The organism is Pseudogracilibacillus amylolyticus (SeqCode), assembly GCF_051918545.1.
Lineage (GTDB): Bacteria > Bacillota > Bacilli > Bacillales > Amphibacillaceae > Pseudogracilibacillus.
On record NZ_JBPPZG010000029.1, the window covers coordinates 15,272 to 28,241 of the forward strand.

A 12,970-nucleotide genomic window follows, 5' to 3' on the forward strand; every position below is an offset into this window, starting at 1 on the left:
GAAATCGACTCGACGTCTTGGGAAATGAATCGACATCTCGGAAATCGACTCGACATCTTGGAGATCGAGTCATTCTTTCCATTGATGATTAAATAGTTACTGCACAATTTATTTCAACCGCAACCATTGAAGGCTCGACATGTTGCGAGAAGTTTCTAATTTTTGGGCAAGGAAAAAGAGCCCAATTCAGATGGTTTAATAAATGAGATTAGACTCCTTATGAATATGTGTTAAAAAGGAATAACAAGTCTTATTTATTTTTTATTTCTTTTAATTAATCTCCTAACTCTGCTTCGGCTTCTTCAATTTCTTTTTCGATTATTTCTAAAATCTCCTTAGCTGCATCACTTTCTGCTGCATACTTTTCTCTAACAGGTAAAGATAGTTCCTTAAATGCTTCTCTTTGTTCAGAAGTTAACTCGATGATTTCAATGTCTTCTTCCTTAGCGGCTTCAAGAGCTTTTTGTGACTCCTCATCTTGCATAGTGAAAGACCATTCGTTAACTTCATCAACAACTTCGCGGATGATTTCTTGATCCTCTTCAGGCAACCCTTCAAAAAAGTCTTGATTTGCTGCGGTTACTGTCGTGTAAATATGGTGTTTGGAATCCATCAAGAAATCTTGCACTTCTAGGAAGTTACTGCTAATAATATAGAATAATGGGTTTTCCTGTGCATCAATTCCATTTGTTTGAAGCATTGTATAAATTTCACCGGAATCAGTTGGAGTAGGGTTTGCACCCATGTATTCATATGATTCTATAATTAAGTTTGACGGCATCGTACGTAGTTTTACACCCTTCATTTCTTCCGGTGTAGTAATCTGTTTATTTCCTGTCCACCACATAAACCCTTCTAACCAGAATTTAAATGGCGTAAGACCTTGTTCTTCATATTGTTCGGCTAATGGACCATATAATGCTTCACTTTCGTTCAAGACTTTCTTGTTAACTTCTAAGCTATCAGAAAACAAAAATGGTATGGACATAATATTAGATTCTGGAATCACATCTCCCGAGAACCCTGGTGATGTAATTGCAAGTTCAATTGCGCCTGTTTGGAGGGATTGTAGCACGTCCATATTTGTTCCAAGCGTACCTGCCGTATATACATCAATTTTAATTCTGCCATCCGTTTTTTCTTCAATTAGTTCTTTAAATTTATTTGCGTAGAGATCTTGTACATCCCCTTGCCCTTCTTCATGAGCAAATTTTAATACTAACTCTTCCCCGCCCGAGGCAGCATCATTATCGCCACTATCTGCTTCAGCATCGGAACCTTCATCGTCATTTCCGCCACCACATGCTACTAAAGCAATCGATAAAATGAACATAAACAATAATAGATAAAACCCTTTTTTCTTAAACAAATAATTTCCTCCTTTTATTTTTATCACTTATAAGACCCCCACTTATTAAAGGAAAACGGAACACCTCCCTAAATCTAAATTGTTCATCATGTATTACCCACCTTTAGATGTCCCAAAAATGTCTTGATAAACCATAATTATTTCTGGATAAACAATTAATAGTGCGTTAATTGCGATAAATATAATAATATAAGGGACAATCCCTTTTACAACATCCAGATAAGGCTTTTTAAATATCGCACTAGCCGTAAATATATTAACTCCAAATGGAGGAGTTACTGTACCGAGAGTAGCTTGCATCGTAATTAAAATACCAACAGCAACTGGATGAACGTCAGCTGCCGAAGCAATCGGGAAGAAAATCGGTGTTAAAATTGCAATTGCTACTAATGAGTCCACGAACATACAAGAAACTAAGAAAAACAGTGACATAATTAACAAAATCTCAAGCTGAGACGGATCAGAACTAAGTACAGTTTCCGTAAGCGCTTGGGGTATTCTTAAATACGATATAATCCAAGAAAAAGCCCCTCCTGCAGCAAGCAAGATAAAAACAATACTTGTAACAACTCCAGTTGAAACAGCAATTCGGTAAATATCCCTTAGATTAACCGACCTATAAATGACAACTTCCAGTAAAGCCGCATATAAAACGGAAAATGCTGCTGCTTCCGTTGGACTAAACATTCCTGAATAAATTCCCCCTAAAATAAGGACAGGGAATCCAAAGGTCAGAATAGCTTTTCTGAATGATTTCCAGCGTTGTCCCCATGTTGCTTTTGGTTCTACAGGAATGTCTTTTTTAATTGCGATAAAATATTCCCAAATTGAGAAGCCAACAAATACCATTAGCCCGGGAATGATCCCTGCCACAAATAAATCACCGATTGAAGTACCTGTTAACATCCCATAATAAATCATTACGATACTTGGTGGGATTAAAATAGCAATCCCGGCTGAGTTTACAATATTTCCAATGATGTGCGAATCACTGTACCCATATTGTAATGCGCGTTCTCGTATTGGTTTTCCAATTGCAGCAATCGTAGCCTGAGCCGATCCCGATACGGAACCAAAGATTGTACTTGTCGCTGCTGCAACAATTCCAGTTCCACCGCGAACATGACCGATTAAGTCATCAACAAAATCAAGCAATCTTTTTGCTGTCCGACCTTCCACCATAATATCTGCTGCGAAAATGAACATTGGTATCGCTAACAATACATACGACTCTATACTGCTAGAAAGCTGTTGGCTAAACATAACAAGATCCAAGTCAGGAGCATATATCATCATCATTAGCAATGCCGGAACGATCAACACAATCATCATAGGAAAATTTAAAAATAACAAGATAAAAAGTAAAGCAATAATATACCACATAGTGTCTTATCCCTCCGTTCTTTGTTTTTTGTTATTCTTTTTCAGCTATTCTCTTTCCAAAATCGATAAAATAACGAACGCTTGCCAGAAAGAACCCGATTGGTATGACCATCATTGTTAAATACACGGGCCAGCGTAATATCGTAGTTACTTGACCGGTAGTATGCAAGTGCTGAACATATTGAATAGCTAAATACGTACAAAAAATGAGAACTAGAGCAGAAATTAAATTTACAAAAATACCTAGAATTCGTTGTGCTTTTTTAGGCAATAAATCATAAAATCCAGACATTTCGATATGCATTGCTTTTCGTGCAGCATATCCTAAGCCCATAAATGTCATAACAATAATTCCCCATTTTCCAATTTCCTCTGTAAAAGGCCAACTTTTATTAAAGAAATACCGGCTAATTGCATTACTTACTAACATCAAACTCATTAAAATAGTTGTGATACTTAATATTCCTGCTTCAACTTTTTCCAAAGCATCGTCAACAGCTCGTAAAGCTCGCATGTTGCCACCCCCTCTGCTAAAAAAATTCTTTTTGAACTTTTTCCCATATCATCTATCAAACAACTGGCCATAATTTTTTAAATTACTGCCTATTTGACTTATTCTTAAGGCATGCCAGAAAGTTGCTTGATTAGATGTAATAACCGGTTTTTGTAAATCTTCCTCCAATACTTCGATTAAAGGAACAGCTGAAATTCCTGTACAGGATAGAAACACTGCATCTGCATCAGCTGTATTTACTTCCATGGCCATTTGATAAATGGAATCTATACCAAGGTTTGAAATTTTATAATCATTCATAATTCCTAATCCTGTGATATTGGTTATAGTTAGACCACTTTCAGTGAAATATTGGTAAGCCAATTTGTTAACTTCCTCTGAATAAGGGGTGGCAATAGCAATTTTATTAATTTGTAGGGCTTTACAAGCTTCTACAACTGCAGTTGCGGTTGTTGTACAAGGAACTTTAGCAATATCCTCCATTTGTTTTATTAGTTCACGATCATAATTGGCACCGTTTACAAAACTTCCACTTGTGCAGCCAAATGCAATTGCATTTAATGGGGCTTGTGCAAGCAATTTCGTTGCATCTAATACATCCTTTTTTAAACCTTTTAAATCGTCTACAGTAAAATAATTTGGATCCTCGGATAACGCAACCTTTGTAGCGTGGGTCGTTACACCTTTTGGAGCCATATTAGCAAACTCTACTTCCATCGAGTAAGCTGAAGCTATATAAATTAATCCAATTTTTCCTCTCCAACCATAGGGGGCATATTCCAATTGTATTCTCTCCTATCTGCTTCTTCTATAGGTTGTTTTTACATCTATAACTAGTGTGGTGCTGGTGGGGAATAGGAACTTTTATTTCTTCTTATTATAGAAATCTATACGTGCTAAATCAACGTGAAATATGTATGAAATATAAAAATCATTATTAGACAATTTGTTTAATGTAGGTAATTAACCCGTATATATTCTACTTCTCTTAGAGGAATAATTTATGATTGTAGCTTAAATGTAGAATCGAAGACTGCCGCATGCATCTCATCTTGAATACAGCTCGTGTAGCTTTACTTCTTTTTGTTTTCTCATCCAAAAAAGGTCGAGGGAGCAAGTCCCTCGACCGATTCAATAACCATACGTGTCGCATTTAATTATTATTTTCCATGAAGCTCCTGATGCAGTTCTCGAACTTGTTCCGCAAGATCGGCAACTGGTCCATCAACTACCGCATCTCGAATTACATCTTCAATCGGCAGGTTCCGAACTGGCGACGGATCAACTCCCATTTCGCTCATCCAATCCGCAAGTTGCTCGGACGAACTTGCATACACAATCCGCCCTAAACCCACCCAACCATGAGCCGCTGCACACATTGGGCAATGTTCACCTGAAGTATAAACAGTCGCCTTGCTTCTTTCTTCCGGTGTCATATTCTCTGCTGCCCAGCGTGCGATAGCGAATTCCGGATGCTGTGTGTGATCCCCACTTGCCACATGGTTATGGTCTTCAAAAAGTACCTCTCCTTCTGCTGAGACGAGAACAGTACCAAATGGCTCGTCACCTTTTTCGAGAGCAATTTGTGCTAATTCGACACAACGGCGTAAATGCTTCCTATCTGTTTCAGTTATCATATTTTAGTCCTCCTTCGTTTTATGAATCCGTATTTTTATATGTCTCCATTCATTTTACAAGCTTTCCGATCCCTTGAGAACCACCTGTTTCGATTCTCCCTGCAACCTTAGAAAGTAAAATATTCCGGCAATAATCAGGATACCGCCAACGGCTTCCACTAGTGTAAGCATCTCATTTAAAAGGAAAATTGCTAAAATAGAAGCTCCTATTGGTTCTCCTAACGTAGCCATGGACACAGTTGTCGTATTGACATAATTTAATAGCATATTGAAAATGATGTGTGCCCCGGTTGGAAAAATGGCGAGCATGATGAAGACGGTCCAGTCATTTGTACTGTAACCAGTAAAAGCGATCCCGCCAATTAAATTAAAGATAGCAACCGTTACACCAGCCACAAAGAAAACTAGAAAGCTATATACCCAATGGTTAATTGATTTTACATTTCGTTGACCGATCATTAAATAGAGGACAACAGAAACAACTGCAAAGAAAGATAAGATATTTCCGAAGAAGGCGTCACCTCCGCCCCCTAAATTTCCGCCTCCAACAATGACCACACCGATAAAAGCAACTCCCATTGCAAACACGGTACGAATATCCACCTTTTCTTTAAAAAAGAGCAGTCCCAAAACTAAGGCAATCGCAGGTTGTAATGCTAGAATTAAAGTTGAACTCGCCACCGTCGTATGGTTTAATGATTCAAACCATAAGCCAAAATGACCAGCTAAAAAGATACCAGCAAATACAATCGCTATCCATTCTCTCGCGCGTATCCCAAGAAATGTTTTCCGATGTTTAATAACCATAGGAAGAATTATTAAACATGCCAAAAACATCCGGTACATCACCATAACCGTCGAGGGTGCATCCGATAATTTTACAAATATTGCTGATAAGGAGATGCAGATAATTGTAATGACTAATAGAATGTTAATCGTTCTCTGCTTCAATAGTTTCCCTCCCAAAATACGTTTTTATATTCTAAACACCAATAAAAATCAGGCAGTGTTTAGTTAACTCACCTGATTTTACTTAGCATGTTCCTCCTATATTCCAACTAAAGCTGTGCATATAGGCCATTATAACGTATCATGCGGCAAACGTCATGATTAACAATTCAGATAGATTAAAAAGGCTCTATAGTATCATTACAATTGGCCCAAGTTCATTTATATACTTCACATCGTGACCAGCACCATTTGGAATGCTTTTAATTGTATGTCCATATTGTTCAGCGTTTTCCATTATCAAATTTCTAAATTTCTCATTGAATAAGTTGTTTCCGAGTCCCATAAATTTACAACTTCAAATGAATCGTGCCGTTCTAAAGCTACCTTTTTCATTTCATTTATCATTTTTTCCAAGGTTTTCATTCTTAAATCATTGTCTAAATGGTGAACATCTATTTTCACTCTCTAGTATAGATCCTTGTTCCTTTTTTATTGACGGAGTAGACTTTTAAAGGTAAGTTAACAGCAAGTCAATTATAGTATTCCTAGTAGAAAATAATAATAAGTAAAGGAGATATTATGTCAAATTTAGACAACCAAGTTGTATTAATAACTGGAGCAAATCGTGGACAAGGAAAAAGTATCGCCAAACATTTAGCTTCGCTTGGCGCGAAAGTTGCAGTAGGTGCAAGGGTATTTAAAGATGCAGAAACTCTTTCATTAGAAATTGGACAAAAGCAAAGCCTTCCCATCCAATTAGATGTTACAAAAGAGGCTGAGTGGACAGCGGCGGTTCAAACTGTTGTTCAAACTTATAAAAAAATTGATACGCTTATTAACAATGCTGGTGTTTTCGTAAAAAAACCCTTATTAGACACAACGGTGGAAGACTTCCAACATTTAATCAATGTGAATCAGTTAGGTGTTTTTATGGGAATAAAGGCAGTCGCCCCCTATATGGAAAAACAGCAAAAGGGATCCATTATTAATAATGTATCTATCTCTTCTTTTTCTCCAATTAATCACGTTGCGGCTTATGCAGCTTCAAAGGCAGCAGTTTCCAACCTCTCAAAATCTGCCGCAATTGAATTAGGACCTAAAGGGATTAGAGTAAATGTTATTCATCCCGGAATTATCCAAACAAATATGTCAAGTGAAAGTAACTTGAATGTAGATGAAGATACCACTATACCGTTAAGAAGACTCGGACAGCCCTATGATATTGCACAAGTTGCTGCTTTTCTTGCCTCTGAAGAAAGTGCCTATTGTAATGGCGCTGAAATCGTGGTGGATGGGGGACTTACATTGGGGACCAACGTTTAATTTTGATTATTCATTGAATCATGTGGAAGTTTGTTTAAAAATTAATTGTTCGGTATTTATTGTGATTAACAGAAATAGGACCGGAACATAGCTAGTTTCTAATTGTTGAAAAAAGTGTACTATACAGTTTGAAGCATACGAAGAAGATGTCAATTTTTAACCTTTAGTTGACATCTTTTTTAGTTTGGAGTGTTCAACAGAAATTCTACCAAAGTTTGGAGCATTTTTTTAATGACATATTAATTATGTGGTTCGAAATTTAGTTTAATCCCACGCCAACTTTGCATAAATGTTTTCTTAATTAGGGCATCTCTAGGAGTTTAGTTTTTTCCTGTCTTATTAAACTATTAAATTAACACTCGGAAACTTATTCCAATTAAAAAAACAGGGGAGTATAGGCTAACTCCTCCTGTGTTTTTGTTTTTATTTATTATATACTGCCTGAATCGATTCATTAACAATTGTAACTATATCATCCATTTGCTTTTTATTAATAATGAATGGTGGAGCAAATGCTAATGTGTCTTGCCCATCATAGACAACGGAACGGCAGATTAAGCCTCTCTTTAATGCCTCTGCGACAACTTTGGGTCCAACCGGATCAACTGCGGATGACTTTCTTTCAAGGCTAATAGCTCCGAGCAACCCTATTCCTCTAACATCAATCACATTTTCATTTTGTTCTTGGATCCATTTGAAACCATTAACCATTGCTTCACCCATCGTCCGAACATTTTCGATTAGATTTTCATTTTTAATAATTTCTAAGTTCTTTAACGCTACAGCAGCTGCTGTCGGGTGCCCACTATACGTATAGCCGTGCCAGAAGTTTCCTTCCGTTTTTTCATATATTTCTTTATGAAGCTTTTCTGAAATAACCATTCCTCCGAGAGGGGCATAACCACTTGTTACTCCTTTTGCCATCGTAATAATATCAGGAATAATTCCGAAGTTCTCCATCCCAAAGTTTGTTCCGGTACGTCCAAATCCGCAAATTACTTCATCAGAAATCATTAGAATGTCATTTTCATCACAAATTTTACGGACTTCCTCAAAATAACCTTCTGGAGGTAAATTAACCCCTCCTGACCCTTGAACAGGCTCAGAGATAAAGGCGGCTATTGTATCTGCACCTTCTGTTTCTATCATTTCTTTCAATGCCTCTATTGTACTGTCAACATAATAAAAATCTGGCGCAATAGATGTTGTAAACGTGTGGAACTCTGGTATTCCAGTTGCACTTGTTGCTCCCATTGCAACTCCATGATACGACTTTTTTCTTGAAATAATTTTCTTCTTTTCGGGACGTCCGTTTATCTTCCAATAATGTCGTACTGTTTTAAAAGCCGTGTCATTTGCCTCGGATCCACCAGAAGTAAAGAAGGTTACATTTAAATCTCCTGGAGTCCATTTCGCTACTTCTGCAGCAAGTCGGATAACTGGCTCATGACTCCAGTTACTGAAGGCAGATGTGAAAGCTAATTTACCCATTTGTTCCTTTGCTACTTCACCAAGTTCTTCTCTGCCATGACCAATATTAACATTCCAAAGCGAGGATAAACTGTCAATTAATTTTCTGCCTTCCACATCTTTTAAATAAATTCCGTCTCCCTCTGTAAAGATAAAACTCGGGCCATCCTCTTGTAATTGTTTCATATTTGAAGTCGGATGGATAAAGTGTTTTTTATCCAGCTCCGCCAATTCCTGTTTTAACTTGTTATCTGTTGTTGTTGAAGCCATTGTTTATTTCCTCCTTATTAATTCATGTAACTTAACCAATCAGTACAATGAGTGAAGGAGTATCTAATTAATCAAATAGATTAATCTTAATTCTTTTATACTTGGTTATTGTACATGGTCGATTAGTAAACTTTAACTGTTATTAAAATAATTTATCCTAATTTAAAATTAACAATTTTTGGTTCTGTCATTTCTTGAATGGTATATTTTACGCCTTCACGACCGAGACCTGACCCCTTTACTCCCCCAAAAGGCATCGCATCTATCCGATAATCACTGCTATCATTAATCATGATACCGCCAACTTCTAGCCTTTTAATTGCGGTGAATGCAAGATTAATATCTTTTGTAAAAATTCCCGCTTGGAGTCCATAGTTTACATTATTTGCCTTCTCTATTGCTTCATTAAGATCATTAACTTGAAATAGTATAACTACAGGCCCAAAAATTTCTTCCTTAGCTATTTTGGCATCAGCGGGAACATTAGTTAAAACAGTAGGTGAATAAAAAGCGCCATCTCTTTTTCCACCGGCCAACAAGCTTGCTCCTTCTTCGATCGCTTCATTAACCCATCGTTCAACTCGGATAGCTTCTTTTTCTGTTATTAATGGCCCCATATCTGTTACCAAATCTTTTTTATCGCCGATTTTGTATTGGTTAGTCATTAGTACAAATTTTCTAACAAATTTATCAAAGTTTTCCTTTTCGATAAAAACTCTTTGAACCCCTAAACAATTTTGCCCGACTGCCCCGAACGCCCCCGCTACGCAACTGCTAACAGCTGCATCAATATCCGCATCTTTTAAAACAATGGCTGGAGAATTGGACCCTAACTCCATACTTAGTTTCTTTAAACCTGCTTTTCTTGCAATATTCTCTCCTGTTTCAAGTCCACCGGTAAATGAGACCATACGAATTGACGGATGAGTAATCAATACATCCCCTATCTCACTTCCGCTCCCGGTTACTACAGATAGAATCTTGCCAGGAAGGCCGGCTGCGTCAAAAGCTTCTGCTAATAACAGCGCGCTTAATGGTGTTAATGTTGCCGGCTTAACGATAATTGCATTCCCTGAAGCGATCGCAGGACCAACTTTATGCGCAACTAAATTTAACGGGTCATTAAAAGGTGTAATTGCCGCAATAATACCAATTGGAAACCGATAATAATAACCTGCACGATGTTCATGACCCGGCATTTGATCAAAGGCAATCGTTTCTCCGTTAATTCGTCTTGCTTCTTCAGCTGACACCCGTAATGTATGAATACATCTGGTAACTTCATTTTTAGCTTCCGTTATTGTTTTACTACCTTCACTTGCAATTGTTTCTGCAAACAGATTCCTTTTTTCATCAATATAATCTGCCGCTTTATTTATGATGGCAATACGTTCATGGACGGGCATATTTTCAGCTATTTTTGCGCCTTCTTCGGCCGCCGTAATTGCTTTTAACATATCCTCTTTGGATGCTTTTGGTACGGTCGTAATTACAGAGTTGTCTTGAGGGTCATAAACATTAATTGTTGCTTCTTTTTCCACCCACTTTCCACCTAAGAGCATCTTTTTTCCCTTTGCAATCGTCATCATATTTTCACGCACCTCTCTGAATAGAATTCCTTTTTAAGGGATGATGCAACTCTTCCCGATTTAAAAATTTATTTACAGCAGCCACAAAAATAGCAGTACCAATCGGCAAACATTTTTCATCAATATCAAAAATTGGTGTGTGAAGATCACGATCTAAACCATCATCCAATGAGCAACCTAAAAAGAACATGGAACCAGGAATTTGTTCTGTCATATATCCAAAATCCTCACCACCCATACCAAATGGTTCCCAATGAATGTGCATCTCCGGATAAATTTCTTTAATCGATTGTTCAATAATCATATTAACTTCCATATCGTTATTTAATGCTGGTTCACCTTTTTCCAAAACAAATTCATACGAACCACCAAATGTTTCCGCCATTTTAAATACATTTTCGACTTCTTCCGCTAACTTTTCTCTTGCTTCAGGAGAATAGGATCGTAATGTCCCTTCAATTTTTACATCGGATGGAATCACATTACTTACAGCTCCCGCTTCGATTTTCCCGATACTTGCAGCAACAATATCAAGTGGTGAAATTCTCCTTCCAACTGTTCCATAAAATGTTTGTAATATCGCCCCTAACATCCATAATGGATCTGTTGCTAAATGTGGGTATCCCCCATGTCCTCCAGTTCCTTTAATCGTCGCCTCGAAAACATCAACATTTGCCATACTAAATCCATTATTCATCTGTACAACTCCAACTGGGTGCCAAGGACATACATGGAGCGCAATGATAGCGTCTACATTATGAAGTACTCCGTCTTTAATCATATATGGTGCTCCAGATAATCCATGTAGATCTGTACTCTCCTCTGCGGGTTGAAAGATAAATTTAACTGTACCGGATAATTTCCCCTCTTTAAATTGTTCAGCGAGTAAATGAACTGCCCCCAAAAGCATAGAAGTATGGGCATCATGACCACATGCGTGCATAACGCCTTCATTTTTAGATACAAAATCGTGTGAATTTTCTTCTTGGATCGGTAGGGCATCCATATCTGCTCGTAAAGCGATCGTAGGTCCTTGACCTGTTGTCAGCGTTGCAACAATGCCATGACCTCCTACATTTGTTTCAATAAAAATATTCTCGATTTTTTTCAATTCATTTTCGACAAATTTTGCAGTTTGCTCTTCTTGAAAACTTAGTTCAGGATGTTCATGCAAATAGCGACGCCATAATTTTAATTGTTCAAATAAGGATTCAGCTCCTTGTACTATTTTCACATCACATCACTCACTTTTTTCTGTTAATATTTTATATGCAAAAAGCGCTATTTTTGTATCTTGTGCTCCAGTTCCTGTTAAATCTGCAATAGTAATTTCTTGTTTGGATTGTCTTTTATTCTCTTCATTTTCAAAGATGTGACCTAATTCGATAATTTTTGGTTTATCTAAATTTATTTTATGCTTCATCGTTGCTCCAATTTCGCCATGTTCCATACATTGTGAAAGTTTATCACAAGCTATCCGATCGGCTTTTTTCAATATTTCTGGATCCAGTTCTTGTTTATAGGTTGCATCCGCACCAACTGCGGTAATATGCATTCCGGGACGAATCCATTCACTAAGCACAATCGGCTCTTTGGAAGGTGTTGCTGTAATGAGTAGTTCAGCTGATTTCACAACGTCTTTTGGCGTTTCCATTACTTTCACTTCTACTTGGAGAGATGTTTCTATCTCGTGCTTAAATTCAGAAATCCGTTGCCATGTTCTTCCGTATACAAATACAGTTTTAAAATCTCGAACCAATTTTAACGCTTGTAGCTGTGCTCGAGCTTGAGTACCTGTACCTATTACCCCCACTTCTTTGATATTCTCATTCGCTAAGTATTTTGCAGCCAAAGCTCCTGCTGCTCCAGTTCGCAAATCTGTTAAATATCCATTGTCATAAAAAAAAGCTTCTGGTTTCCCGTTTAAGGCATTCATTAGCATCATTACCCCACCCGTGCTCGACATACCCATACTGTAATTCTGAAAAAAATGGGACGACACTTTTAACGCAAACATTTCATGCCCTGGAATAAATGCAGTTTTTATGACGAATTCTCCATTATTGTTGGGAACGTCAACACGTGAGGTAGGTGGCATTTGAAGATCTTTTGTAACAAGATCGTTAAATGCTGATTCAACTACTTTTATAACCGACTCATTCATTTGCACGCATTGTCTGATTTCATTTTCCGTAAAGATCAGCATACACATGCCCCCATTCACTTTATTTATAAGAGGATGTTCAAAAAGTCCGGTAAAAATGACACTGCATTAGGGAAACTTCGACTAAATACCGACACGTCCTGTGTCGAACGTCGAAGTCACCACATCCTGTGGAAGCTCGTTGGCTTGCTTCTCCGCTCCTTGAAAAAGGAAAGCACTTTTTCTGCGTGCAAGAACGTCTGCTCATGTATCTAAATGCGGCAGGGGATCTTCCGTTAAAACCGCCCACGTCCTGTGGGC

Annotated in this window: 12 protein-coding genes; 1 reads left to right on the plus strand and 11 read right to left on the minus strand. The window is 37.6% G+C overall.

Features of this window, described 5'->3' with window-relative positions; genetic code table 11:
- Window positions 1–274: 274 nt before the first annotated feature.
- The 7 genes from ACPYKA_RS05310 to ACPYKA_RS05340 all read right to left on the minus strand — a co-directional run bounded on the left by ACPYKA_RS05310 (window position 275) and on the right by ACPYKA_RS05340 (window position 6,197).
- Window positions 275–1,396, minus strand: coding sequence for a DctP family TRAP transporter solute-binding subunit (locus ACPYKA_RS05310; protein WP_479541347.1), 1,122 nt, complete (start codon window positions 1,394–1,396; stop codon window positions 275–277).
- A gap of 66 nt (window positions 1,397–1,462) precedes the next feature.
- A complete protein-coding gene (locus ACPYKA_RS05315; RefSeq protein ID WP_479541348.1) occupies window positions 1,463–2,752 on the minus strand; it encodes a TRAP transporter large permease in 1,290 nt (429 codons plus the stop codon).
- A 31-nt stretch (window positions 2,753–2,783) separates the two neighbouring features.
- Complete coding sequence (locus ACPYKA_RS05320) at window positions 2,784–3,266, minus strand: TRAP transporter small permease (protein WP_479541349.1); 483 nt, start codon at window positions 3,264–3,266, stop codon at window positions 2,784–2,786.
- A 48-nt stretch (window positions 3,267–3,314) separates the two neighbouring features.
- Window positions 3,315–4,049 carry a maleate cis-trans isomerase family protein gene (locus ACPYKA_RS05325; protein ID WP_479541350.1) on the minus strand — a complete coding sequence of 245 codons (735 nt, stop codon included), beginning with the start codon at window positions 4,047–4,049 and terminating at the stop codon, window positions 3,315–3,317.
- 377 nt (window positions 4,050–4,426) lie between these two features.
- Window positions 4,427–4,903 (minus strand): nucleoside deaminase, encoded by a 477-nt coding sequence (locus tag ACPYKA_RS05330; protein WP_479541351.1) that lies wholly within the window; start codon window positions 4,901–4,903, stop codon window positions 4,427–4,429.
- 54 nt (window positions 4,904–4,957) lie between these two features.
- On the minus strand, window positions 4,958–5,854 hold the full coding sequence (locus tag ACPYKA_RS05335) for a DMT family transporter (RefSeq protein WP_479541352.1): 897 nt from the start codon (window positions 5,852–5,854) through the stop codon (window positions 4,958–4,960).
- Window positions 5,855–6,041: 187 nt separating this feature from the next.
- Window positions 6,042–6,197 (minus strand): hypothetical protein, encoded by a 156-nt coding sequence (locus ACPYKA_RS05340; protein WP_479541353.1) that lies wholly within the window; start codon window positions 6,195–6,197, stop codon window positions 6,042–6,044.
- 236 nt (window positions 6,198–6,433) lie between these two features.
- Here ACPYKA_RS05340 and ACPYKA_RS05345 point away from each other — a divergent pair, with 236 nt between their 5' ends.
- On the plus strand, window positions 6,434–7,177 hold the full coding sequence (locus tag ACPYKA_RS05345; RefSeq protein ID WP_479541354.1) for an SDR family NAD(P)-dependent oxidoreductase: 744 nt from the start codon (window positions 6,434–6,436) through the stop codon (window positions 7,175–7,177).
- Between the two features lie 423 nt (window positions 7,178–7,600).
- Here the strand turns inward: ACPYKA_RS05345 and ACPYKA_RS05350 are convergent, their stop codons facing one another.
- The 4 genes from ACPYKA_RS05350 to ACPYKA_RS05365 all read right to left on the minus strand — a co-directional run bounded on the left by ACPYKA_RS05350 (window position 7,601) and on the right by ACPYKA_RS05365 (window position 12,712).
- Complete coding sequence (locus ACPYKA_RS05350) at window positions 7,601–8,917, minus strand: aminotransferase family protein (protein WP_479541355.1); 1,317 nt, start codon at window positions 8,915–8,917, stop codon at window positions 7,601–7,603.
- Between the two features lie 152 nt (window positions 8,918–9,069).
- On the minus strand, window positions 9,070–10,506 hold the full coding sequence (locus tag ACPYKA_RS05355) for an aldehyde dehydrogenase family protein (protein WP_479541356.1): 1,437 nt from the start codon (window positions 10,504–10,506) through the stop codon (window positions 9,070–9,072).
- Window positions 10,507–10,510: 4 nt separating this feature from the next.
- On the minus strand, window positions 10,511–11,740 hold the full coding sequence (locus ACPYKA_RS05360; protein WP_479541357.1) for a M20 metallopeptidase family protein: 1,230 nt from the start codon (window positions 11,738–11,740) through the stop codon (window positions 10,511–10,513).
- 6 nt (window positions 11,741–11,746) lie between these two features.
- Window positions 11,747–12,712 carry an ornithine cyclodeaminase family protein gene (locus ACPYKA_RS05365; protein ID WP_479541358.1) on the minus strand — a complete coding sequence of 322 codons (966 nt, stop codon included), beginning with the start codon at window positions 12,710–12,712 and terminating at the stop codon, window positions 11,747–11,749.
- Window positions 12,713–12,970 lie beyond the last annotated feature (258 nt).